This window comes from Pseudomonas sp. G11, assembly GCF_029457515.1.
In the GTDB taxonomy this organism is placed as follows: domain Bacteria; phylum Pseudomonadota; class Gammaproteobacteria; order Pseudomonadales; family Pseudomonadaceae; genus Aquipseudomonas; species Aquipseudomonas gorinensis.
Genome location: NZ_CP120377.1, coordinates 5,868,277 through 5,892,887 on the forward strand (window position 1 = coordinate 5,868,277; position 24,611 = coordinate 5,892,887).

The following is a 24,611-nucleotide window of genomic DNA, read 5'->3' on the forward strand; positions in this document are numbered from 1 at the left end:
CAATGTGATCGGAGCTGATCATGAATAATAAAAACAACGACAACAGTATTCGCAAAATAGAAACCAACGGGGTCGAACAGATCCCGGACCACGAACGTACCGCGGGGCCCAAGGATCTGTTTCGCCTGATCTTCGGCGGTGCCAATACCTTTGCCACCGCCGTGCTGGGTTCCTTTCCGGTGTTGTTCGGCTTGTCGTTCCAGGCTGGGGTCTGGGCGATTGTGCTGGGCGTGCTGGTGGGGGCCGTGATTTTGGCGCCCATGGGCCTGTTCGGGCCGATCAATGGCACCAATAACGCCGTGTCTTCCGGCGCGCACTTTGGCGTGCATGGGCGAATTGTCGGTTCGTTTTTGTCATTGCTGACCGCGATTGCGTTCTTCTCACTGTCGGTGTGGAGTTCCGGCGATGCCCTGGTCGGCGGTGCGAAACGCCTGATCGGCCTGCCGGAAACCGACCTGACCCTGGGCCTGGCCTACGGCGTATTCGCTGTTCTCGTGCTGACGGTGTGCATCTACGGCTTTCGCTTCATGCTGTGGGTCAACCGCATTGCCGTGTGGGCGGCGAGCCTGCTGTTCCTGCTGGGCATCTTCGCGTTCGCGCCAACCTTCGACAGCCACTTCGCCGGCACCGTCGCGATGGGCCAGAGCGGTTTCTGGGCGGCCTTTATCGGCGCCGCGCTGGTGGCCATGAGCAACCCGATCTCCTTCGGGGCGTTCCTGGGTGACTGGTCGCGCTATATCCCGCGGGAAACCCCGAAGGGCCGGATCATGCTGGCCGTGGTCCTGGCGCAGGTCGCCACCTTGATTCCGTTCCTGTTCGGCCTGGCTACCGCCACCATCGTGGCGATCAAGGCGCCGGACTACATCGCGGCCAACAACTATGTCGGCGGCTTGCTGGCGGTGGCACCTAGCTGGTTCTTCCTGCCGGTGTGCCTGATTGCAGTGATCGGCGGCATGTCCACCGGCACCACGTCGCTGTATGGCACCGGGCTGGACATGTCCAGCGTGTTTCCGCGCGTTTTGTCGCGGGTCAAGGCCACGCTGCTGATCGGGGTGATGTCGATTGCCTTCATCTTTATCGGACGTTTCGCCGCCAACCTGGTGCAAAGCGTGTCGACCTTCGCCGTGCTGATCATCACCTGCACCACGCCGTGGATGGTGATGATGATCATCGGCCTGATCGTACGCCGAGGCTTCTACTGCCCGGATGACCTGCAGGTGTTCACCCGCGGCGAAACCGGTGGCCGCTACTGGTTCAGCCATGGCTGGAACTGGCGCGGGCTGGGAGCCTGGATCCCGAGTGCGCTGGTGGGCCTGTGCTTCGTCAACTTGCCTGGGCAGTTTGTCGGGCCGCTGGGCAACTTGGCCGAGGGTATCGATATCAGCCTGCCGGTGACGCTGGGGCTGGCCTCGGTGGTGTACCTGACCTTGCTTCGCATGTTCCCGGAACCGGCTGCCGTCTATGGGCCAACGGACCCTCGCAGCCAGCGCACTGACGCGCGCGCGCAATCAGTGCAGCAACAGACCGCCTGACCCCAATAAAAAAGATAATCGGAGACTCGCCGTCATGGCTTTGGATTTATTCGTCGTACTCATCTACGCCGCCGGCATGCTTGTGCTCGGCTACTACGGCATGCGCCGCGCCAAGACTCACGAAGACTACCTGGTGGCAGGGCGTAACCTGGGGCCATCGCTGTACATGGGCACCATGGCCGCCACGGTACTGGGCGGCGCGTCCACCGTCGGTACCGTGCGCCTGGGCTATGTGCACGGCATCTCTGGCTTCTGGCTGTGTGCCGCATTGGGCATGGGGATCATCGCGCTGAACCTGTTTTTGGCCAAGCCGCTGTTGAAGCTGAAGATCTTCACCGTGACCCAGGTCCTGGAAAAACGCTACAACCCCATGGCTCGCCAGGCGAGTGCGGTGATCATGCTGGCCTACGCGCTGATGATCGGCGTGACCTCAATCCTGGCCATCGGCACGGTGCTGCAAGTGCTGTTTGGCCTGCCGTTCTGGATCTCGGTGGTGTTGGGCGGTGGCGTGGTCGTGGTGTATTCGACCATCGGCGGCATGTGGTCGCTGACCCTCACCGACATCGTGCAGTTCGTGATCAAGACCGTCGGCCTGATGTTTATCCTGCTGCCGATCTGCCTGTACCGCGTGGGCGGCTGGGATGAGCTGGTGGCCAAGCTGCCAGCATCGAGCTTCAGCTTCACCGCGATCGGCTGGGACACGATCATCACCTACTTCATGATCTACTTCTTCGGCATCCTGATTGGCCAGGACATCTGGCAGCGGGTGTTCACCGCCCGGGACGAAAAGGTCGCCCAGTACGCAGGCACTTTCGCTGGTTTCTACTGCATCCTCTATGGCCTGGCGTGTGCCTTGATCGGCATGGCGGCGCACGTGCTGATCCCGGATCTGGATAACGTCAATAACGCGTTTGCGGCGATCGTCAAAGCGTCGCTGCCGGATGGGATTCGCGGGCTGGTGATTGCGGCGGCACTGGCGGCGATGATGTCCACCGCCAGCGCGGGCTTGCTGGCGGCGGCCACCGTATTGACCGAAGACCTGCTGCCACGTTTACGCGGTGGTAAACAATCGAGCCTGGCAATCAACCGCCTGTTCACAATGTTGACCGGTATCGTCGTGCTGGGTATCGCACTGGTGGTAAATGACGTGATCAGCGCCCTGACCCTGGCCTACAACCTGCTGGTGGGTGGCATGCTGATCCCGCTGATCGGCGCGATCTTCTGGAAGCGGGCAACCACATCGGGGGCTATCACGTCCATGACCCTGGGCTTCGTGACGGCGCTGGTGTTCATGTTCAAGGATGGGCTGGATGCGAACACGCCGATCTACTACAGCCTGGCGGTGGCGTTGGTGAGCTTTGTGCTGGTGAGCTTGTTGTCGCGCCAGCCGGAGGCGGAGGTGGCTCGGGCGTTGTAAGAAATAACGGGTTTAGAGCGGTTTCTTCAGCGGGTGCGACGTCGGATGTCGCACCCGTTTTTTTTGCGTGGATTCTGGAGTTTCCGTTGGTCTGGACTGGTATTTCTGACAGTAGATATGAGGCTGAACGCAGCATTAGCTTGACACTGCAATGTCAAGCTGGAAACAGCTGGGCTTATTACCTTTACGGAACGAGGTGTTGAAATGAAAAATCCAAAAGCTTCACATCCACCCGGACCTACAGTACCCGCCAACTTGCAAACCGGTGACAGGGTGCATCTGAACGGAAAAAATGTGGAGGTCTACTCCGGCCTATGTAGGCTCCTATTCAATAACGCAACAGGAAGCCTCGCTTTTCCTCTGTCTATAAGCCGCAACTACGCTCATGAAATTTACTTTCAAGTCGATCCCAATTACACCGGCGAGTTTTCCGTCGTTGGAGAGTACGCCCCAAACAGCCCGGTTAATGAGGATGATCGCAGCTTCGGGAAGACAAAAATCACCCGATCTAAATAACACCTCTACAGACCTTTACTCCGCAACGCTCACACAGCTCGTAACGTGCTTCGTGTGAGCGCTTCCCAAGTCTTACCGACGACGCGGCCGACGCTGCTCGTCATCAGTACGAATCGGCACCGGTTGCAGCGGTGGCTCGATCAAGCCCAGTGCAACGCCGAGGTCGTGGAGCCAATTTTGGATTTTCTCTTTCATGGTTGCCCCCTTTGAGGGTAATGCGGGTAGGCGCAAATTCTGTCGCCCTTTCCTACATTGATAGTAGCCCTAAGTCCTACGTATTGCTTGAACGAAACCACAACGAACTATTACCGAATCGATCCCAATCCTGACGGATCGCTCAAGCAATCGCGCGCGTGCCTGGCAGGGACTCGGCCTTGCCCTCTTGCTGCAGGTCGATCCATGCATTGAGGTTAGCGCCGAGCATACCCTTTCGCCACATCAGCCAGGTGGTCGCAGTGGCAAAATGCCCTGTCAACGGATGAACGGACACACCGTCCTTGCCCGGCAGGCTGTCGAGCATGGATTCAGACATCAAGGCCACACCAGAACCGGCGATGACGCAGGCGAGCATGCCCTGGTAAGACTCGATCTCAATCGCCCGGCCCATGGCGACGTGCTCGTGGGAAAACCAGGTTTCCAGGCGCGTGCGATAGGCGCAGCTGCGTCGGAAAGTGAACACCGAACGGCCAGCAACGTCCTGGGGGCCGCGCACCGGCGGGTGATCGGCTTCGCATATCAGCACCAGGCGTTCTTCGCACAGGGCTAAGCCGTCCAACGAGGCGATAGTGATGGGCCCGTCCACAAAAGCAGCATCCAGGCGACCGGTAATCAACCCTTCGAGCAATTCACCGCTGGGCGCCGATTGCACCTGCAAGTTCACCATCGGGTAAGCCTTGTGATAACGCGCCAACAGCTTCGGCAAGTGCACCGCCGCCGTGCTGTACATGCTGCCCAGTACGAAGTCGCCGGCCGGTTGCCCGCCTTGCACGGCGCCATGGGCTTCATCGTGCAGCGCCAGCAGACGGGTGCTGTAGTCCAGCAACACCTTGCCCGCCGGAGAAAGCTGCAAACGCTGGCGTTCGCGCACAAACAGCTCGACGCCGAGCTGTTCTTCCATCTGCCTGAGCCGGGTCGACAGGTTCGATGGCACACGGTGCAAGCGCTCGGCAGCGCGGGTGATGGAGCCCTCTTCCGCCACGGCCTGGAAAATGCGCAATTGACTGAACTCCACACCTTTCTCCAAAACTGAACAAGTTACTCACTATTATTCATTTTTACAGAAAGTCAATCCGCTTTAGCCTACAGGTATTCGCTTTCGTCCAGGACGCCTGCCCATGTCTGCGCTGATCCGCTTACTCGCCAGCTTTATCGCCCTGATGATGGCCATGGGCATTGGCCGCTTCGCCCTCACCCCGCAAATGCCCCATCTGCTCAGCGAAGGCCAGATCGACCTGACCGGCGCCGGGCTGATCGCCGCCGCCAATTACCTGGGTTACTTCGTGGGAGCGGTGGACTCGATCTTCGCCCGCAGCCATCACCATGTGCGCGGTCGCCTGTATGGCGGGCTGTGGTTGTGCGCGCTGCTGACCCTGGCCTCGTACTGGGCCCATGGGTTCTGGCCGCACCTGCTGTTGCGCTTCGGTACCGGCGTTGCAAGTGCCTGGGTATTGGTGATGATCACCAGCCTGAGCCAGCCACTGGCGATTGCCGCTGGACGTGCACGCCTGGGGGCGCTGGTGTTCGCCGCGCCAGGGCTGGGGATTCTGTTGACCGGATTGCTGGCGTTGGGCTCCAACCTGTTGGGCCAAAGCTCTGCAACGTTGTGGCTGGTCTATGGCGTCGTGGCGCTGGTGATGCTGCTGGCAATCTTGCCATGCTTGCCCCAGCCGTCCGCCGTCACTGCACCTGTTGCAAGCCACGCCGACACAGCCAGCAATGGCAGCATTACCCACCTGTGCTGGATCTATGTGTTGTTCGGCCTGGGCTACATCATTCCGGCGACGTTCCTGTCACAGATGGCCAGCGCGCAATTCAAGGGCGCCTGGCAGGCCGATCTGTTCTGGCCCTGCTTTGGTTTGGCGGCGGCGATTGGCGTGGTGGTCGCAAGCCTGCGGCGCAAGGACCCGGACACCACCCGCCGCTGGCTGATGAGCACGTTGTGGCTGCAAGCGGCCGGCGTATTTGCCTGCCTGCTGGGTAACGGTTGGGGTCTGGCGCTGGGGGTGTTGCTGTGCGGCGGGCCCTTCCTGGCCTGCATGCAGTTGGTGATGGCGCGCCTGCGGGACGTTGCGCCCCACGGCTATCAGCGCAACACCGGGCTGCTGACCGCCAGCTTTGCCATCGGCCAATTGAGTGGGCCGTTGCTGGCGTCGGTGAGCAGCCACCTGAGCGGTGGCCTGCAACCCGCGTTGCTGATCGCCGGTGCAGGCCTGTTAGTGGCGGGAGGGGTGTTGGTCAGCCCGCGACCAACGGTGCCGGCGCACGAACCTGCTCACGCCGCGCCAGCACCAGGAAAAACAGCCCACCCAGGAAGCAGCCGGTAAACCAGGCGAAGTTGGCCATGCCCTGCAAGGCTGGGGTAAAAGTGATCGCGACACCCACCAGCGTCGCGGGCAACAGGGCCTTGACCGCTGTCCAATTCACACCGCCGTCGAAGTAATAGCGCCCGCTGGGGCTGTCATCGAACAGCGCATCCACATCGATCTTCTGCTTTTTGATCAGGTAGAAGTCCACCAGCAGAATCCCGAACAGCGGCCCAATGAATGCCGCGAGGATGTCGAGGGTGTAGTGGATCATCAGCGGGTTATTGAACAAGTTCCACGGCGTAATGAAGATCGACGCCACCGCCGCGATCATCCCGCCGGCACGCCAGCTGATCTTGCTTGGCGCGACGTTGGCAAAGTCAAAGGCCGGGGACACGAAGTTGGCAACGATGTTGATGCCAATGGTCGCCGTCACAAAGGCAAAGGCCCCCAGCAACACGGCCATGCTGTTGTCGATTCGCGACACGGTGGCGATCGGGTCATGCAGCATTTCGCCAAACACCGGCAAGGTGCCCGAGACGATCACCACGGTGACCAGGGAGAACGCCAGGAAATTCACCGGCAACCCCCAGAAATTACCGCGCCGCACATCATGCATACTGCGGCAGTAGCGGCTGAAGTCGCCGAAATTCAGGGTCGGCCCGGAGAAATACGAGACCACCAGCGCCGTCGCCACAATGACCTGGCCAAACGCCTGCCAGCCCGACAGGGATTTCTCCGACAGGGTAAAGCTGATATTCGCCCAACCCGCCTTCCACACAATCCAACCCGCCAGGACGAACATCACCGCGTAGACCACCGGCCCGGCCCAGTCGATAAAACGGCGGATGGATTCCATGCCGGCCCAGAACACGGCCGCCTGCAGCACCCACAGGCTCAGAAAACCCAACCAGCCAAGGTAGGACAGGCCTGCGAAGTGCGGCTCTGCATACACGGCCATCTGCGGGAAAAAGCGCAGCACCACAATGATCAGGGCACTGGACGCCAGATAAGTCTGAATGCCATACCACGCCACGGCGATCAGGCCGCGAATCACCGCAGGAATATTCGCACCGAACACGCCAAACGCCAGCCGGCAGATGACCGGATAAGGCACCGCTGCTTGCTGACTGGGCTTGGCCACCAGGTTGGCAATCAATTGCACGATGCAAATACCCGCGAGCAAGGCGATTAACACCTGCCAACTGGCTAACCCGAGGGCGAACAGGCTGGCGGCGAATACATAGCCGCCGACGCTGTGCACGTCGCTCATCCAGAACGCGAAGATGTTGTACCAGGTCCACTTCTGCGGCTGCGGGCCCAGGTCCTGGTTATACAGGCGGGGGCTGTAGCCTTTGGGCAATTGTTCGGTCATCGCTGGGCTCCTCGAAATACCGGCCTGCGCTGCCGTAACGGGATGCATACGGGAGGCGGCATGGTTTGTATACGATAGAGTCAGCAGAATGCGTGCCAATAGCACACAATCCCCCTGCAGCGCGGGTTGCAAAGGTATTTATGCTTGGCTAGAGGCTGGCAAGACGCTCAGCAACGGTGCACATAAATCCTGTACACAATCACCGGTGCACTCGATGTGCACACAAGTGCCCGACCGTGCAGCACGCCGCGGTCAGAAGAGTGCCCCACGCCATGTCCATCACCGCCAAGCCGGCCGACCAGCCTTGCAGCGTGGCCCAATTGCTCAGGTCATAGGTGCCATAGGCCACCAGGCCGAGCAAAGCACCCAGGCGCGCCGCGCGTTGCCAGCTTGCGCTGGGAAGGACCACCAAGACCACGCAACCGATGGCGTACAGGAGATAGAACAGCACGGCGGGCAACAGGCGAGGCTGATCAAGCATCAGCGGGCCCAGCAGGGATTTGTAGGTCGGGCCCATGAGGACGCCGAGCCAGAGGCCGTCGAGCACCAGAAAGGCGAACAAGGTGCCGAGGTAGGCGAAGACAGACGTCTTGGACATTGATACAACCTCTGTAGGAGCGAGCTTGCTCGCGAATGTATTCCAAGCGCATCGCTGCGTCGGATGTACCTTTTTCGCGAGCACGCTCGCTCCTACCAGAGAGCCAAGCGAACTCAGCTTAGTTCAATGCGATCCGCGTGAATCACAATCTGGCCCTGCTTGTAGAGTGCACCAATGGCTTTCTTGAAGTTGCCCTTGCTCACGCCAAACAAGTTGCTGATCACCGCCGGGTCGCTCTTGTCGCTGACCGGCAGGCTGCCGTTGTTTTCACGCAACTTGGCGAGGATCTTCGAGTTCAGGCTGGAGGCCGCTTCCTGGCCAACCGGCTGCAGGCTCAGGCTGATATTGCCATCGGCGCGGATCTCCTTGATAAAGCCCTTCTCTTCCTTGCCCGGGCGCAGGAACTTGAACACTTCGTTCTTGTGAATCAAGCCCCAGTGCTTGTTGTTGATAATCGCCTTGAAACCCATGTCGGTGGCTTCGGCCACCAGCAGATCGACCTCCTGGCCCACCTGGTAGTTGGCCGGCGTCTTGTCCAGGTAACGATCCAGGCGTGCAGTCGCCGTGATGCGCTTGGTGTGCTTATCGAGGTAGACGTGCACCACGCAATATTCACCGGCGCTCAACTGGCGCTTTTCTTCCGAATACGGCAGCAACAGGTCCTTGGGCAAGCCCCAATCAAGGAACACACCAATACTGTTGACTTCGACGACTTTCAAACTGGCAAATTCGCCGACTTGAACTTTCGGTTTTTCGGTGGTGGCGATAAGTTTGTCATCGCTGTCCAGATAGATGAAAACGTTAAGCCAGTCTTCATCTTCACTGGGAATATCTTTGGGGATGTAACGATTAGGCAAGAGGATTTCACCATCTTGCGCACCATCCAAGTACAAACCAAAGTTAGTGTGTTTAACCACTTGCAAGCTGTTGTAGCGCCCGACTAAAGCCATTTCCAATACCCTCATTGCGTGGGCGGCATTCTACCCGAGTTGCGTGCAGCACGCGCGCGCGCCTGAAAAATCGCGGCTGGCATGGCGTTCTACTGGCAGCGCCCCGCTCGTCAGATCAAACGGCTCGATTGCTCCACGGCACAACGGCCATTTCACCCCCAGCGTTACGAGTTAAAACAGTCAGTTAGGCGCTTATTGCAAAGTTAAAACCAGCTGATTTTCCAGCCCACTTATAATTCCAAGGGGATATTTACCAAGCAATTGTCAAGTATTTCCTGTACGATGCCTGGCCAAGTTAATTTTCTACAGGTTAGTGGCCGCCATGCGCGTAAAAGCATCCAACAGCAAAGCAAAGCCAGCTCCCGCCGTTGAAACCAGCGAATCGATCAACAGCCAGATTGCTGCGTTCCTCAAATCCGGTGGCGAAATCCAGCAGATTGCCAAGGGCGTGAGCGGCCAGACTTTCGGCCCGTCCAAGCAAATCAGCCTGGGCAAGAAGTAACCCCCGCGCAACGCACCTGGTCCCTAAGCGTCTTGCCTTCAAGGCGCTAGGACTAGAGCCCGAAATACCCGCCTGCCTGATCCTCTAATACGTTAATCGACGAACGGGACTCATCGCCTGGCATTCGCCGGTATGCTTGCACACGTCTAGCACGGGCATCTGCCCGATTTTTCCGTCACTGCTCCTCGCTTTTCATGGAGTGAAGCATGCTCAAACCCTATATCTTCCTGGTCAGTGCCTTGGCCGCCAGCCCGCTTGCCCAAGCGCAGATCTTCCAGCGCGAATTGGGCGACTTCGACCTTAAATTGGGCACCACCCCCAGCCGCAGCATGGCCCAGGGCCTGGTCAAGCCGACATCGCCCGGCAGTGATTCATTCCATGGCGGCCTGGACCTCAGTCACGACAGCGGTCTGTACATCGGCCAGTTTTCCCCGAACATGGGCCTGTCATCGACCAGCAACCTCGAGGTCGATTCCTACATGGGCTTCAAACATCCTTTCGACCAGACCCTCGGCTACGAAGTAGGGCTGATCCACTACAGCTACCCCACGCTCAGCCTCAGGAACAGCCAGGAGTTCTACGGCGGCCTGAACCTGTTGGGCAACCGCTTCGGTGCATCCTTCAGCAACGACCCCGACCGCCAGGACAGCACGCTGTTTGCCGACCTCAGCGGCACCCAGCCTTTCGGCATTGGTGTCAGCATGAAGTACACCACCCATCAACTGGGCACGCCAGCGTCGGTGGAAGGCGGCTCCATCAGCAGTTTCAGCGACTGGTCGGTGCAGTTTTCCCGCGCCTGGAAAGGCATTGACCTAGACCTGATCTACAGCGGCTCCAGCCTCACCGGCAGCGACTGCTCGGCCTACTCCGGACACAATTCACAATGCGATGGCCTGTTGACCTTGAAGGCCGCGCGGTCGTTTTATTGATGGGCTGAACTGTGGTGCCTGCCGCGGGTTCACATGCACTAACCCCCCTCCCGCGCAAGGACCCGCCCATGCTGCAACGGCTCAAACTTCTGCTGGTATTGCTGGCCCTGAGCCTGGTGCTCGCCGGCTGCAATCGCGTGGGCCTGGCCTACCGTAATCTCGACGTCATCATCCCCTGGACCCTCAGTGACTACCTGGACATGACCCCCGGGCAAAAGACCTGGTTCAACGACACACTCAAGGAACACCTGGCCTGGCACTGCACCACACAACTGCCGGGTTATCTGGATTGGCTCGACCGCCTGCAACAGATGGTCGACAACCACCAGGTCACCGACGCCGCACTACAGACCCGCACCGTCGAAGCCAAACAGGCGATTGCCGAGATTGCGCAACAGGTCACCCCGTCAGCGATCCAATTGCTGCAAGGGCTGGACGACCAACAGGTCAAGGACATGAACCAGGCCCTGGCCAAAGACCTGCGCAAACGCCAGGACGAATACCTCAAGCCGCCCCTCCCCCAGCAGATCAAGGAACGCGCCGAGCGCATGAACAAGCGCCTGGAGACCTGGATGGGCCCGCTCAGCGCCAGCCAGCAGAACCGCGTGATGACCTGGTCAATCGACCTGGGTGAACAGAACCAGCAGTGGATCGGCAACCGCGCCCGCTGGCAGGCGCAATTTATCGAAGCGGTGCAACACCGTGACGGCGCCGATTTCCCGCAGAAAATCGAGCAATTGCTGGTGAACCGCGAAAGCCTATGGACTCCAGAGTATCGCGTCGCCTACGCCCAGACTGAAACAGCTGCCCGTAGCCTGCTCGTGGATCTGACGGCTGAAAGCACAGTGCAGCAACGGCTGAAACTCTCGCAAAAAATCGACAAGGTCCGCAGTGACTTCCAGACGCTCAAGTGCCTGAAAAGCGTGCAACCCTAACCCGGCGCCAAGGTTCCCAGCCAAGCCACCAGCCCCAGGATCAATACCACCGCGCCGAACTCCAGGGCCATGCTGCGCCGCAGCACGCGGCCCGCAGCGGCAGTGTCGCCCGCCGCCAGGGACCGTTGCAGAAACGGAACCAGATGGAAACGATTGAGTGCCGCCAGCCCCAGCATCAAGCTAAAAACGCCGAGCTTCAGGCCCAACAGGATCGCGTAGACACTGCCGTTGATGCCGTCCAGGTTCGGCCCCACCACCAACAGATAATTGACCCCACCGGTGACGATCAGCACCGCGACGAATCCCGCGCCGATACGCTCAAACCCTGCAAGTGCCCCGGCCAACACCTCGACGCGATAACGGTCCCGAAACAATGCGCGCCTCAACAACAGCCCAAACGCCGCCAACGCCCCGACCCAGCCTCCCGCAGCCAGCAGATGTGCCGCGTCGCTGATGATGTGCCACGCGCCCAGCATCCCTTCGTGCATCACGCCGTGCCCACTCCAGACCAGTGTCACGAGCGCGACGCCCCCCAACACCGTGGCCGGCAGCAAGCGGGTAGTACACCCTGCCAGGACCAGCGCCACGATACGCAGGCACCAGGCCACACCCAGGTCGGTCTGCCAGAGCATCATCTGCAAATGTGGCCATAACGCCTGCCAATCGCTGGCGCCACTCATGGCCTGGGTCATGGACAGCAGCGACGCCACGGACAACAACACCCCCAGGCCCGCCGTCCACCCCATCAGCCTCTTGAAGTTCAGTAGCGTGCGCTGCGAGGCGTTCAGCCCGTAAAGCCCAAAGAGCCCGAAGCCAAACAACAACATCAGGTCAAGATAGAGGGCAAACCGCAGGGCGACTTGGCTCAATTCACTCATGGCTGAACGCTGAATACTACGTTACCGGTGATCGGGTGCGTATCGGACGATACCGCGCGCCAGTCAACCCGATAGGTACCGGTGCTCAGCACGGAAGCCGGCTTGATCAACATCACTTTGGGATCGGTGCTCGCTGCCACACTGGCCTTGACCGGCATCGGCGAGTTGGGCATGCCGGGCATATCGGTCATGGTCAGCTTGGCGCCGGAAAACTGCGTCAGCAGGTTCTCCGAGAAGCGCAGCTCTATGACCGCGGGCGGCGTGCCCTGGGTGCCAGCGGCTGGAATGGACGAGAGCAATTTCGGATGGGCCGCGGCCGGCAGGCTGAGGATTAATCCGACCCACAGCGCACCACCCGCTAACGCAGTTTTCAACAGAGACATGCAAGGCTCCAGGCCGCTCAAGGCGGCGAGTTATAGGTATAGGAAAAGTGTCAAAACCATAGGCGCACACCGACCAGCCAGCGCAGTTGGCTGACGTCTTCATCCTCCGCGCGGGCGTACTGTGCTGTCTGCCCATAGGTGCGGTTCCAACTGACCCCCACGTAAGGCGCAAACTCTCGGCGTACCTCGTAGCGCAACCGCAGGCCCAATTCGCTTTCCGCAAGGCCTGAGCCCACGCGGCGCTGCGGATCGTTTTGCGCATAAAAGTTGAGTTCCGCGGTCGGCTGCAGGATCAGGCGGTTGGTCAGCAGAATGTCGTAGTCGCCTTCCAACCGGGCCGCGGTGCGGCCCGACTCGCCAACAAACAGCGTCGCCTCGGCCTCAAAGTTGTAGAGCGCCATGCCCTGGATGCCGAAGGCTGCCCAGCGCTGGCTGTGACCGGGTTTGAAATCCTGCCGCACACCGCCAACCAAGTCCCACCAAGGGCTGATGGCGTGCCCCCACAGAACCTGGGCTTCGGCACTGTCAGTGCGGCCGGCGCTGCGTTCGCCTTCGCTGCGCAGCCACAGTCGGTCGATATCACCGCCGGCCCAGCCCTTGATATCCCAGTTCAGCGCACTGCCATCGTCGGCGCCTTGCCATTCCAACTGGTTGATCAGCAGCATCGAATGAATCGCGCTGTCGTGCACACTGTGCCCGCCAGGCGCGTTATAGACCGCTGCGCGATCGGCGTCGGTCAGTACCGGGATCGGTGTGCGGCTTTGGGTGGGTGCGGACGAAGCCGCCGGGCTCATGCCCTGCAGTTCATCCGCCAACACCAGCGAGCCGCAGGTTAATGTGGCAAACGTGATGCACAGCGATATAACACGATGGTTCATGCCCGCTTCCTCATTCATGCACGCGAACTTCACGGAACATGCCCATTTCCATGTGGTACAGCAGGTGGCAGTGATAGGCCCAGCGGCCGAGAGCATCGGCCGTCACGCGGTAACTGCGCCGGGTACCCGGTGGCATGTCGATCGTGTGTTTGCGCACCTGGAACTGGCCGTTTTCATCTTCAAGGTCGCTCCACAGGCCATGCAGGTGAATCGGGTGGCTCATCATGGTGTCGTTGACTAATACCAGTCGCACCCGCTCGCCATAGGTCAGTTGCAAGGGTTCGGCAGCGGAAAATTTCACACCATTGAATGACCAGACAAACTTCTCCATATGCCCGGTGAGGTGCAACTCGATCGTACGCGAGGGATCACGGCCATCGGGGTCTTCGAAGGTGCTGCGCAGGTCGGCATAGGCCAGGACGCGCCGGCCATTGTTACGCAGGCCGACGCCGGGGTCGTCGAGCTTGGGCATCGGGCTCATCGCCTGCATATCCACCAGCGGGTTGTCCTGCTCGCTGGCCGGATGGCTCTGCATCGACATCGAACCCATGGCGCTGTGGTCCATGCCTTCCATATCCGGCATATCGCCCATGGCGCCGTGGTCCATGCCGCCCATGCCCATGTCGTCCATGGTTATCCAAGGGCGCGCATCAAGCGCCGGCACTGAGGCCTCCGCCCCCGCCTGCCGGGCCAGCGTGCCACGGGCATACCCCGTACGGTCCATCGACTGGGCAAACAGCGTGTAGGCGGCGGCAGTGGGCTCGACCAGCACATCAAAGGTTTCAGCCACGGCAATGCGGAACTCGTCGACGCTGACCGGTTGCACCGGCTGGCCGTCGGCGGCGATAACGGTCATCTTCAGCCCCGGAATGCGCACATCGAAATAGGTCATCGCCGAGCCGTTGATAAAGCGCAGGCGAATTCTCTCCCCTGCCTCAAACAAGCCGGTCCAGTTGCGACCGGGCGGCTGGCCATTGAGCAGGTAGGTGTAGGTCTCGCCGCTGACGTCCGCGAGGTCGGTAGGATTCATCTTCATGCGCGCCCACATCAGCCGATCGGCGACGGTAGCCGACCAGCCGCGCTGGCCTGCATCGCGGACAAAATCGCCCACCGTGGGCTTGTGCCGGTTGTAGTAATCGGACTGCTTCTTGAGGGTCTTCATCAGCGCGACGGGGTCTTCGTCGGTCCAGTCCGACAGCATCACGACGTAGTCACGCTGGCAACTGAACGGCTCCGGCTCCCTGGGATCGATGACCAGAGGCCCGTACACGCCCTGTTGCTCCTGAAACCCGGAATGGCTGTGGTACCAATAGGTACCATGCTGCTTGACCTTGAACTGGTAGACATACACCCCACCCGGTTCGATCCCCTCAAAACTGAGGCCAGGCACGCCGTCCATGGTGGACGGCAGAAGGATGCCGTGCCAGTGGATCGAGGTAGGCTCGTTGAGCCGGTTCTTCACGCGCAGGGTCACGGTGTCGCCCTCGCGCCAGCGCAACAGCGGGCCGGGCAGGCTGCCATTGATCGTCAGCGCGATACGCTGTTGGCCGCTGAGGTTGACAGGCGTCTGGTCGATAAACAGATCGAATTCGCTGCCCGTCAGCACGGTGGGGTGGCCGGGATTGCTCAGCGCCCAAACCGGCGGGCGCCATAGCCCGAGCCCACCGAGCAAGCCGCCGGCGGCCAGGCCTTTGACGAAGGTTCGTCTGGAGGTAGTGGAATGCATGCCGATTCAAGTCCATGAGATGAATGGCTGCAGATTAGGCGGCGCCAGCTGTCAGCAACCTTAGCGGCAGATTACCGATCTGACAGCTGCGGAGTACCCGGCGGCGCGAAGGGGCCGGGTATGGAGGGATTCAAGCGATCTGTGCCTTGGACGCCACTTCAGCAAAGGTCGCCGGGTCCAACGCATCTGCCTGCTCATCCAGCACTTGGCGTGGGTGATCATTGCCCGGAATAGAGCTGTCGATCAGCGCCAGCAACTGCGCGCCGAGCCCGGTCAGGATAAAGTTTTCGCCGTTGCCGCCCTCTTCCTCAGGTCGCGATTCAATAAAACCGCGCTTGAACAGCAGCGCTTCATAATCCGCAGCGGTTTTTTTCAACGCATCCAGATTGCCCGTGGACTCGCCCGCCGTGGCCTTCTCGGCCGCTTCCTCTTCGGCGTACTTGCGTGGGGCGAAGCTGCCCTTGCCGTTCTGCACTTCATGCAGCAGACGTTCGATCAAATCCCAGTTGTAAGTCGTCATCCTGATTCCTCCTGCGGGCCGATGGAAAGGGAGCCCGTCTCAAGGTGTGACACGCCGCGTCACTGGCCGTTCAGCCGAATGGACGAGCGTCATTTCTCTGAACTTTCCAGACGTTCGCGCCCTCAACTGCACATAACCACCAAGGAGGTCCCAGTATGAAAACCCTGATGAACCTGGTCATTGCCACCACGTTGCTCACGGCCCTGCCCGCCTGGGCCTGTACGCCGGACGAGGCGACCGCCAAGCGCGAACAGCTAGGGCAGGAAGTGGCGAAACTCACCGAACAGAACCCCTCCAAGGCCAAGGAGATGAACGACGAGTTGCAGAAAATGGACCTGGATACCCAGAGCGCGGAGTTCCCCGACAAGTGCCAGTTGATCGATGCCCGCCTCAAAGAATTGAAAGAGGCCGCCGCCAAGGCGAAAAACTGAAGGCAAAAAAAACCGGACAACGTCCGGTTTTTTTATTTCACCCCTGCCTTACTCGGCAGCCGGCGCTTCTGGCTTGCGGCGCTTGAGCGGTGCCATGCCGTCCTTGCTGACGAGCGACAGGTTGTCGGTCTTCGGCCGGTTGGTGATCTTGCGCTTGGTCGGCGACTTGGCGCCGGCCTTTTTCTTGTCGCCCTTGGCGTCGACTTTTTTCTTCTTCACGCCAACGGCCTTGCCCGACGCCTTGACCTTCTTCGGCCCGGTGTAGGTGCCTTTGACTTCCTTGATGGTGCGACGCTCGAACGACTGCTTGAGGTAGCGCTCGATGCTCGACATCAGGTTCCAGTCGCCGTGACAGATCAGCGAGATCGCCAGGCCATCGTTGCCCGCACGCCCGGTACGGCCGATACGGTGCACGTATTCGTCGCCGCTGCGGGGCATGTCGAAGTTGATGACCATGTCCAGGCCGTCCACGTCCAGGCCGCGGGCGGCGACGTCGGTGGCCACCAGGATCTTCACGCCGCCGGCCTTGAGGCGATCGATGGCCAGCTTGCGGTCCTTCTGGTCTTTCTCGCCGTGCAGCACGAACGCCTTGTAGTCCTGCGCCACCAGGCGACCGTAGATGCGATCGGCCGCAGCGCGGGTATTCGTGAAGACAATGGCTTTCTGATAGGTCTCATTGGCCAGCAGCCAGTTGAGGATCTGTTCTTTGTGCACATTGTGGTCAGCGGTGATGATCTGCTGGCGCGTGGTCGCGTTCAGGTCGCTGACGTTGTTGACCTGCAGGTGCTCAGGGTTGTTCAGGACCTTGGCCACCATGTCGCGCAGGGTCGAACCACCGGTGGTGGCGGAGAACAGCATGGTCTGCTGGCGATTGACGCACTCGCCCACCAGGCGCTGTACGTCGTCGGCAAAACCCATGTCGAGCATGCGGTCGGCTTCGTCCAGCACCAGCACTTCGACCTCCTTGAGGTCGAGGTTGCCAGCGTTGAGCTGCTCGATCATGCGGCCCGGCGTGCCGATCAGGATATCCGGCACCTTGCGCAGCATGGCGGCCTGGACCTTGAAGTCTTCGCCACCGGTGATCAGGCCGGACTTGATGAAGGTGAATTGCGAGAAGCGCTCCACTTCCTTCAGGGTCTGCTGGGCCAGCTCGCGGGTCGGCAGCAGGATCAGCGTCTTGATGCTGACGCGGACTTTGGCCGGGCCGATCAGGCGGTTAAGAATCGGCAGGACGAAAGCGGCAGTCTTGCCACTCCCGGTTTGAGCCGTCACCCGCAGGTCACGCCCTTGGAGCGCGAGCGGGATGGCCGCTGCTTGCACAGGCGTAGGCTCGACAAATTTAAGCTCGGCCACGGCTTTGAGCAGGCGTTCGTGCAGGGCGAATTGGGAAAACACGGGTGCTACCTCGAAGAAATACAAAATATCAGCTGCATAGGGTACCGGTTTCGGCCGTCCAAACCGAGTTTCTTTACGCGAACGGCGCTAATCAGCCGCTTTTTTGTCAGCTGGTTTGTCCACAACGTCAACTTTATTGCACTTAAATGCTCTAATCGCCCCGTCTTGTCTTACAGAAGAATCGGTTTCACCCATGGATATCAAACAGTTCTGGCTCAACGTCCAAGACCTTTGGGGCGCCCTCGATCAACACCCGTTGCTGCATGCTGGCCTGGGTATGTTGGTGTTGCTGGTGGTGGCCTTGTTACTGGGCCGGGTGGCGCGCTACCTCATCCTTCACGCCATCAAGCTGCTCGGCAGGCAACCGCCCCTGCATTGGCTCAACGATCTGCGGCACAACAAAGTCTTCCATCGCCTGGCACAGCTGACGCCGTCCCTGGTGATCCAGTTCGGCTTGTACCTGGTGCCAGACCTGAGCAAGACCGCCACCCTGTTTATCGGCAACGTCGCGCTGGCATTCACCCTCCTGTTCATGACGCTGGCCATGAGCGCCCTGCTCAACGCCCTGCTCGACATCTATGCCCGTACCGAACATGCGCGCACGCGCTCGATCAAGGGGTATGTGCAACTGGCGAAGATGGTGCTGTTTGTCTTTGCCGCAATCATCATCGTCGCCACCCTGATCGACCGTTCGCCGTTGCTGCTGCTGTCGGGCCTGGGCGCCATGTCGGCGGTGATCCTGTTGGTGTACAAGGAGAATCCAAAGAACTCCGAAAAAACTGGGAATCTGAAAACGTCCATATGGACACCAAGATAAGACTACGTGCCTTGCCGGGCCTAAGCTCCATAGTTAGCTTTTCATGACATCCGCGCCTCACACTCGGCCCATACCGATAGCTGTGCTCTGCCCCACCAAAAGCCTGAAAGCCATCATCCCCATCTCACAAAGAGTACAAATATGCCCTGTTAGGTTGGGAGCCCCCCATCCAAACGATCAGATAGAAGGATCCATGGGGAGTAGGAGGAACAGATCTCAGCCCGACACATCACCAATCCAGAGAGACCCACTCCATCCCTCCCCTGCCCCAAGCCACCACATTAGTTTAAAACTCCCGTTACGGCTTTCTTCTGGTTCCTCGCTTGTACGGCTCATCGAGCTCCGCAAAGTCTCGGGAAAGCTGCGCCAAGACACTTGCCGCCTGATCAATCTTCGACCGATACATAGCGCTTAGTCGCTTGATGTCGTTTGGGCTGGCATCCCCCATTGAGGGCGAATATGAGTCTGACCTTGAACCGCGTGTCTGCCTTGATCCATATGAGAAGCTGGAGGAAACACCCGGGACGAGTTCAACAATCACCTCATTTTGGTGGCCAAAGTTTCGGACTACTCCCTCAAGCCCTGTGCGCTCGAATATCTTGAGCTCTTCGTACGAAATGTCCGCTGATGGGGCTGAGAGTAAATTATCCACGGAGGTGAGGCCCCGATATATCTTGAAACCCAACCCTGACTGAGCTGAAAGAATATCGTTTGGAGCTTGTAGGGCTGCATATAAGGCGTACCAGAACACCAATGCTGGATTCCCTGATTGCCTCAGTAGTTCCAGATGTTCCAGAGAGCCAGGCGCGATTTGAGTCGCGATAAACGCGCAGACTGCAGCGCCCACCTCATCACCACTACCCGACACCCCACTAACGCTGTCATACATTCCATGACCGCCACCGGGTAGAGCATTTAGCGCGGCCTGCAAGTAATTGGCACGGTTCTCACGAGTCGAGGCCTGTAAAGCATCGAGCTCGATACCGGGGGCGAATGAGCGGCTGTATTTAGACCAAAACATCCGTAGCGCCTCGCGGTCTCCTTGATGTATTGCGAACGCCAGTTCGGTTGCTTCGTTATTTGGATACAAGCCGCACGAGATGGACGCGAAAGCTCTCAACGCGCTGGTCAGTACTGCAAGGGTATCTCGCAAATGAGAAAACGATATATTGGCATTGAGAATTGAATAAACTTCTAGCCATCGGCTAGGCAGTCTCTCCAATCCTTCCACGCCGAGTTGGCCTGCTAGTGCACGTCCGAACGCATATGAAAGAGTACGTTTACAGGCAGCAAAGCTTACCTGGCGCAGACCTACTTTCCCATCCGAATGCCATACAGCTTCCGCCATCACTAGAGCTACGATTGCCGCATTCATTAGACCGTCGAAATCCATAGACGCCGAACGGGAGAACTCGTTGAAATCCTTTGTCGCTATCAACCTTGAGAACGCGGAGACTGGAGTAGTCGCTGAAGGAGATGCATTGATAGCCGTCAATACACTAGCCAACTGAGCTTCTGATGCCACGATAAAATTGGGAAACGGATACGCCTCCGAAGGCCCATCCTTCCAGAATGCACGGATGAAATCATCAGTTTCTACCATGCCCGCGTGTGAAAGACGGTCGGCCTTGCCTGGCAGACTTCTGCCCCCGCTAATCCAAAATTCTAAGAAGTCCCGCTTAGATAGCTTGATATGCCACATGGTCAAATCCCAAATATTTGATTACGAGCTGGAGCCGGCTTCGGCGCCTCCAACGGAAGGCATGCTGATTTCAAGTAGCCGGGCGCAGTGCGATGCCAATACAAGGTCAACGCGGTCTTTGCTCGCGTCACCCCGGTGAAAATCAGGCGCATCGCGACTTTCGGCATACGCTCCAGATGGCCAATGCCCAGGATATGAACTGCACGGAACTCCAAGCCTTTGGCTGCCGTGAGCGTCGACAGCCAGATGGGACGGGTGCAATCAAACCGGTTGGAAGCATTCGCCCTTGTGTAATAAGCCCCTAAACCCGCTCGATTGAGCTCGGCTTCAATAATGTCCAACTCTTCATTCCGTGGGGTAAGGATGCCGATTAAGTCTTCTGGGTAAGCTACCCGTTGCCGCCGTACCTGAGCGATCATTTCAGCAACCTGCTCGGGAAACTGGAGAGGGTACTTGGGCAGGGCCTCGGATGGATAATCAGCCTCGCGGTAGTTTGAGGTCGGCAGCATCGGCTCATAGATGGGGTATCCCTTGTAGATCCCATCAGCGACCTTGCAGATGTCGTGGCCATTGCGGAAGTGATACTTGAGTTTGTACTCATGACCAATCGATTGTGCTAGGTCTGCCGAGCAGTCCGCCACATCATAGATTTTTTGTCGAACATCCGCTGTCGCGACTAATACATTGGTAAGTCGAGAAAAAATCCGGATTTCCTGAGGCGTGTAGTCTTGGGCCTCATCCAACAGCAAGGCATCGAACTGAGCGCCGATCTTCCCGGCACAGAGCAGGGCTTCCAGATGATCTGCTCGTTGCTGCCGAGCCTCCATCAAACCCAGCGTTGAGTCGTTCACGTCAATCCCCTCTCGTCGCAGGATCATGTTGAAAAGACTGGCATGGGTCACGACGTTTTCGGATGGGAATTTGTATTGCGTGCCACCCATCTGAATGAACGACTTCAGCAGCGAGCCGAAAACCACGACGTAGAGATTGGGATGGGTGCCGAGATAGAGCTGATTAGCACGGAGCAACAGCAGGTTGGTTTTGCCACTGCCTGGCGGGCCGCTGATGAGCAGACGCTGATCAGGGTCAATATCTAGCAGATCCGACTGCTCTTTCACCAGCTCACTTGCGTCACGCCACCAGGTAGAAGGCATTGCAAAATCCTTTTCAATTGCAGATCAGAGGGAAGCCCACATCAGGTGTCAACTCAACACCTTGATCAATGGCGTTATAGGCAGCATCGAGATAGCCCAAGAGAACGACCTCCAGGAATGATCCATCCAGCAGTGACGGCAGATCCCCGGCGCAGGAGTTATCAGGTTCTGAGGTAATGGTGCTGATGGGCGCTGTAGCTAACGCGCTGGCCGTAGTTGCACGGAAGACCGGATCACCTGCGTTGGCATCCAGCAGCTCAACGTTGATGAGGACACTCATGTTGCATGGCAGCCCAAGTTCGTTATCGCGCTCGAACTGTATGTAGATCTGGAACTTCTTTTGCGCTGGGTCGCTGGAGGTGGTCGTCATGCGCAGCGGGAACATGCCAGCCCCGTTGAAGAAGGCGGCCAGCCGGGTCTCGAATTGGTTGCAAGCATCCTCAAGCATGCGCTTGACCTGAGATGCCGCTAGAGCTGCGGGTTGCTGGGGGCCAATGGCCTGCCGCTGGTACTGCTGCCGCAGAAGGACACGTTCCCGTGCGACAACCGCAGGACTTACGGAGGGCTCGTCAAAATTGAAATCCCCCCACTTCACCAGTTGTAGCCGTGTAGAAGCAAGCTTCGTCAGGCATCGATTGGCAAGCTGCACACACCGATGATCTTCCGACACGATGTGTGGCTTTTGGCTTTTCACTGCTTCAACGAGCCGTGGGAAAGGATCAGTGAACTCGTCGAACAGCACCTTCTTCATCAGCAGGTCATGGAGCACTGCTCCGAGCTGATAGAAAGTAACAGCCCGCCATCCCTCGATGGTGTTCTCCTCCTCGCGGAACAGAAACTCAGGAGAGCTGTAGCGCAGCGTGCCAATGAACTGGCGCTGGTCGACATCCGTCAGGCCCGCCGCTCCGATAGGCAGAAGCACGCCCAGGTCAAGCAGGATGGCCTTGGAGAAATCATCCGAAATCACGATGTTCTCAGGCTTGATGTCTCGGTGGGCCAGCTGGCGATCTTCGAGGTAACGCGCTGCGGAGGCGATCTGTGAAATGATGCCTGGCACTGCGGCCAAAGGGATATCGGCAAGACATTCGTGAAGATTTTTGTACGGAAGACGCTCCATCACGACGTAGAGGTACTTGGTGACCGGACACTCCCCTCCGTCCAGAATTTTCACCAGGTTTTCGTGATGAGCACCGACCAGGCTTCGCTCCCGCAAAATCCTTTCAAACTGCATTTCCTTGCCATACCGCTCCACCAGCTCCCGGTGGAAGATCTTGATGGCGCCATGCACGCCCTCTTTGCTCGCGGGCAAGACCACCGCAGACTTGCCGTTGCCCAGAAACCCATCAATGAGCCACCCGCCAACTACCTGCCCCTGAAGCTCATCACGCATCATCTGGGCCTGAATATTGTCCACTCTGGCTACCCCTGTTCGCATCCTGCAATTACAGCGAAAATCGTGTGACGGCCCGACGCCGCTAGCTGAGTGCGACGTTGAGCCAAGCCCAAGCGAGAGTCAATATCCTGATCGCAAATCGCACAACCTGCGCGGTGTCGATATTGCCTGCCCCTGCGGCATGCCCTGTCATTTCGGCCATATCTGCCGTTTCTGCCATGCAACACAGCAGCCCAGCAGCCCCTCAGCCAGGGCGCCGGCCAGCCGATCAGCTATCGCTGCCTGAACACCATCCGGCGCCTCGCCGATTCGTCGGTTTTCGGGCCGTACAGAGCCGCCTCTAATAAACGGCTAAATCGAACGATGGCGTGTTCAAGTTTTCCAGACCCCGCCTGTATCAATCGCACTCCATCGCGACGAGGCGTTTCGCTCTCGACTGTGCTGTGCGGCCTTAGGCCCGAGCAGCAATAGCGTCTTGTGCTGGTTCTCTTCGCTTGGACGTCGACCGCTGTCTTCCTTCCAGTAGATCCACGCGTTGAAGAACGGCTTCTCGCGCTCCTCGATGATATCGGGACGCAGACGGACGATTTCTGAGGGTTTGGGGTTGGCCCGGACACTGGCCTGAGTCGGAATGGCCTGATTCAGTTGCTCCAGGAACCCCCTGGGCTTCAACCGCTCGCCGCTCGTCCCGTCCGACCGGAGCACCGCAACCAGGTCGCCATACATGTCACCCAGGTAATCCCGGATTCTGTAGCCGTTGAGCACATCGAAGCGGAAGAAGCCCCTGGTTTCGCCACGGGCGGTGAGCGTCAGTACGAAGGGCGTGTCTCGGGTAGAGAAGAGGCAATCGAAGCTGGCGGCGCCCGTCGTCACCAGGAACTGCTGCATGTCACTGCCGATTGAAATCATGCTGCGATGAAGCAGCCTGAGAGACGTCATTTCCATCCAGCTCTAACCTCGCAGAAAACCTTGAGCTAGAGAGGATGGCGAGGTCAAACAAGGAGAGCAAGCCAAGTGCCACCACTCTCCACTTAGACTTTCGTCGCAGACAGAACTCTGGATCCAGCCAGTAAGCCAGCCAGCCAGCCGACCAAGCAACCACCCATCAACTGCCTTCAGACAGTCCCAAGGGGACGCCCTGACGAAGCTCTGGTCGACGTACCCCATAAACCCTCAAGCCTGTTCGTTCTGCAGAAGGTAGTCAGATGATCAGCTACCTGGTCAAAAGAGAGATTCGCCGTCATCACGAAATGAGTGCTGTGGGGTGTGGGGTGTGAGCGCTAAACCCTGTCGACGGCCTTATCGGAGCAGAGCGCCGTAAGGGTTGGTACTTTGCCCAACGCGAACAATGGTACCGAATGCGTCAAATACAACCGCAGAAATCACGCCCCTACCCTCCTGTTCGACCTAATTCAGCCACCGCGACTGTCTGGGACGAATACTTGCAAAACGGTACTGATCGCAAGCTTGTTCCGCCGACCATTGCCCATTAGGACGTAGTCGGAGTTCTCGGTTTGAAAAACATGCCGTCGTGAAAATCAACCACGGGTGTTGTCCGCAACCACTCGCCAAGTTGAGCAAGAACACTTGCTGCCTGATGAATCTTCTATCTAAATACAGCCCCTAGTCGCCTAATCTCGTTAGGGCTGGCATCCCCATTGATGACGAGTATGAGAGCGACCTCGAACCGCGTGTCTGCCTTGATCCATATGAGAAGCTGGAGGAAACACCTGGAACGAGTTCAAGAATCACCTCATTTTGGTGGCCAAAGTTTCGGACTACGTCGTAAATGACAACGTTCTTCGCAACCGTATTCACCCCCTCCATGATGGTGGCGATGCACAGTAGAAAACGAAGGTCGTCGGCATTGATGTACTGCTGGAGCGCCCATGGGAGGCCGCCGAAATGCGGGCCGATTCCATTCCTGAGGGCATAGGTGTAGTCCCATTCAGGGTCGAGCTCCTCGGCTACCCAGCCAATATGCTGACACTGGAACGGTTGGCCGTACCCAAGCCGTACGAGCTCACAGGCAACCTTACCGGCCACGCCAGACGACTT

General features: G+C 58.8%; 22 protein-coding genes and 1 pseudogene. 8 read left to right on the plus strand and 15 right to left on the minus strand.

Annotation, left to right across the window (positions count from 1 at the left end; genetic code table 11):
- Positions 1 to 20: 20 nt before the first annotated feature.
- A complete protein-coding gene (locus P2T68_RS26920) occupies positions 21 to 1,532 on the plus strand; it encodes a cytosine permease (RefSeq protein WP_277378516.1) in 1,512 nt (503 codons plus the stop codon).
- A gap of 34 nt (positions 1,533 to 1,566) precedes the next feature.
- Positions 1,567 to 2,949, plus strand: coding sequence for a sodium:solute symporter (locus P2T68_RS26925; protein WP_024076788.1), 1,383 nt, complete (start codon positions 1,567 to 1,569; stop codon positions 2,947 to 2,949).
- 588 nt (positions 2,950 to 3,537) lie between these two features.
- On the opposite strand, the gene P2T68_RS26930 is transcribed toward P2T68_RS26925, so the two are convergent.
- On the minus strand, positions 3,538 to 3,660 hold the full coding sequence (locus tag P2T68_RS26930) for a PA1414 family protein (protein WP_003193089.1): 123 nt from the start codon (positions 3,658 to 3,660) through the stop codon (positions 3,538 to 3,540).
- A gap of 142 nt (positions 3,661 to 3,802) precedes the next feature.
- The gene (locus tag P2T68_RS26935; RefSeq protein WP_024076790.1) at positions 3,803 to 4,696 is read right to left on the minus strand and encodes a LysR family transcriptional regulator; all 894 of its coding nucleotides are present in this window, start codon (positions 4,694 to 4,696) and stop codon (positions 3,803 to 3,805) included.
- Between the two features lie 103 nt (positions 4,697 to 4,799).
- On the opposite strand from P2T68_RS26935, the gene P2T68_RS26940 reads away from it, so the two are divergent.
- The gene (locus tag P2T68_RS26940) at positions 4,800 to 6,008 is read left to right on the plus strand and encodes an MFS transporter (RefSeq protein ID WP_069076821.1); all 1,209 of its coding nucleotides are present in this window, start codon (positions 4,800 to 4,802) and stop codon (positions 6,006 to 6,008) included.
- Here the strand turns inward: P2T68_RS26940 and P2T68_RS26945 are convergent.
- The 3 genes from P2T68_RS26945 to P2T68_RS26955 form a co-directional block, all read right to left on the minus strand.
- Entirely contained in the window at positions 5,920 to 7,362 is a 1,443-nt protein-coding gene (locus P2T68_RS26945; protein ID WP_102623514.1) for an NCS1 family nucleobase:cation symporter-1, read from the minus strand. The genes P2T68_RS26940 and P2T68_RS26945 overlap by 89 nt on opposite strands.
- Positions 7,363 to 7,561: 199 nt before the next feature.
- Entirely contained in the window at positions 7,562 to 7,960 is a 399-nt protein-coding gene (locus P2T68_RS26950; protein ID WP_024076793.1) for a DUF2177 family protein, read from the minus strand.
- 113 nt (positions 7,961 to 8,073) lie between these two features.
- Positions 8,074 to 8,910: a S1-like domain-containing RNA-binding protein gene (locus tag P2T68_RS26955; RefSeq protein ID WP_010208634.1), complete on the minus strand. Its 837-nt coding sequence runs from the start codon at positions 8,908 to 8,910 to the stop codon at positions 8,074 to 8,076.
- A 322-nt stretch (positions 8,911 to 9,232) separates the two neighbouring features.
- Between P2T68_RS26955 and P2T68_RS26960 the strand changes: the two genes are divergently transcribed.
- From P2T68_RS26960 to P2T68_RS26970, 3 genes are all read left to right on the plus strand, one after another.
- Positions 9,233 to 9,412, plus strand: coding sequence for a hypothetical protein (locus P2T68_RS26960; protein WP_003193095.1), 180 nt, complete (start codon positions 9,233 to 9,235; stop codon positions 9,410 to 9,412).
- A gap of 206 nt (positions 9,413 to 9,618) precedes the next feature.
- Entirely contained in the window at positions 9,619 to 10,341 is a 723-nt protein-coding gene (locus P2T68_RS26965; RefSeq protein WP_024076794.1) for a TorF family putative porin, read from the plus strand.
- 68 nt (positions 10,342 to 10,409) lie between these two features.
- A complete protein-coding gene (locus tag P2T68_RS26970; RefSeq protein ID WP_277378517.1) occupies positions 10,410 to 11,276 on the plus strand; it encodes a DUF6279 family lipoprotein in 867 nt (288 codons plus the stop codon).
- Here P2T68_RS26970 and copD read toward each other — a convergent pair.
- The 5 genes from copD to P2T68_RS26995 form a co-directional block, all read right to left on the minus strand.
- Positions 11,273 to 12,154: a copper homeostasis membrane protein CopD gene (copD, locus tag P2T68_RS26975; protein ID WP_069076819.1), complete on the minus strand. Its 882-nt coding sequence runs from the start codon at positions 12,152 to 12,154 to the stop codon at positions 11,273 to 11,275. The genes P2T68_RS26970 and copD overlap by 4 nt on opposite strands.
- Positions 12,151 to 12,537, minus strand: coding sequence for a copper homeostasis periplasmic binding protein CopC (gene copC / locus P2T68_RS26980; protein WP_277378518.1), 387 nt, complete (start codon positions 12,535 to 12,537; stop codon positions 12,151 to 12,153). Before copC ends, copD begins: the two co-directional genes overlap by 4 nt.
- A gap of 50 nt (positions 12,538 to 12,587) precedes the next feature.
- Positions 12,588 to 13,415, minus strand: a complete 828-nt coding sequence (locus tag P2T68_RS26985) for a copper resistance protein B (RefSeq protein WP_102623545.1) — start codon at positions 13,413 to 13,415, stop codon at positions 12,588 to 12,590.
- Between the two features lie 10 nt (positions 13,416 to 13,425).
- Entirely contained in the window at positions 13,426 to 15,141 is a 1,716-nt protein-coding gene (locus P2T68_RS26990; RefSeq protein ID WP_277378519.1) for a copper resistance system multicopper oxidase, read from the minus strand.
- A gap of 130 nt (positions 15,142 to 15,271) precedes the next feature.
- Positions 15,272 to 15,661, minus strand: coding sequence for a transcriptional regulator (locus P2T68_RS26995; protein ID WP_277378520.1), 390 nt, complete (start codon positions 15,659 to 15,661; stop codon positions 15,272 to 15,274).
- A 155-nt stretch (positions 15,662 to 15,816) separates the two neighbouring features.
- Here P2T68_RS26995 and P2T68_RS27000 point away from each other — a divergent pair, with 155 nt between their 5' ends.
- Positions 15,817 to 16,092, plus strand: coding sequence for a hypothetical protein (locus P2T68_RS27000; RefSeq protein ID WP_168233172.1), 276 nt, complete (start codon positions 15,817 to 15,819; stop codon positions 16,090 to 16,092).
- 48 nt (positions 16,093 to 16,140) lie between these two features.
- Here the strand turns inward: P2T68_RS27000 and P2T68_RS27005 are convergent, their stop codons facing one another.
- On the minus strand, positions 16,141 to 17,487 hold the full coding sequence (locus tag P2T68_RS27005) for a DEAD/DEAH box helicase (RefSeq protein WP_041160994.1): 1,347 nt from the start codon (positions 17,485 to 17,487) through the stop codon (positions 16,141 to 16,143).
- Positions 17,488 to 17,680: 193 nt separating this feature from the next.
- Between P2T68_RS27005 and P2T68_RS27010 the strand changes: the two are divergent.
- Positions 17,681 to 18,244: pseudogene (locus P2T68_RS27010) on the plus strand (mechanosensitive ion channel family protein); the annotation flags it as partial.
- 358 nt (positions 18,245 to 18,602) lie between these two features.
- Here P2T68_RS27010 and P2T68_RS27015 read toward each other — a convergent pair.
- The 4 genes from P2T68_RS27015 to P2T68_RS27030 form a co-directional block, all read right to left on the minus strand.
- The gene (locus P2T68_RS27015) at positions 18,603 to 20,006 is read right to left on the minus strand and encodes a hypothetical protein (RefSeq protein ID WP_277378521.1); all 1,404 of its coding nucleotides are present in this window, start codon (positions 20,004 to 20,006) and stop codon (positions 18,603 to 18,605) included.
- Between the two features lie 2 nt (positions 20,007 to 20,008).
- Positions 20,009 to 21,160: an ATP-binding domain-containing protein gene (locus P2T68_RS27020; protein WP_277378522.1), complete on the minus strand. Its 1,152-nt coding sequence runs from the start codon at positions 21,158 to 21,160 to the stop codon at positions 20,009 to 20,011.
- A gap of 13 nt (positions 21,161 to 21,173) precedes the next feature.
- Positions 21,174 to 22,574, minus strand: a complete 1,401-nt coding sequence (locus P2T68_RS27025) for a protein kinase (protein ID WP_277378523.1) — start codon at positions 22,572 to 22,574, stop codon at positions 21,174 to 21,176.
- A gap of 351 nt (positions 22,575 to 22,925) precedes the next feature.
- Positions 22,926 to 23,498, minus strand: coding sequence for a DUF6037 family protein (locus P2T68_RS27030; protein WP_277378524.1), 573 nt, complete (start codon positions 23,496 to 23,498; stop codon positions 22,926 to 22,928).
- Positions 23,499 to 24,611: the final 1,113 nt, after the last annotated feature.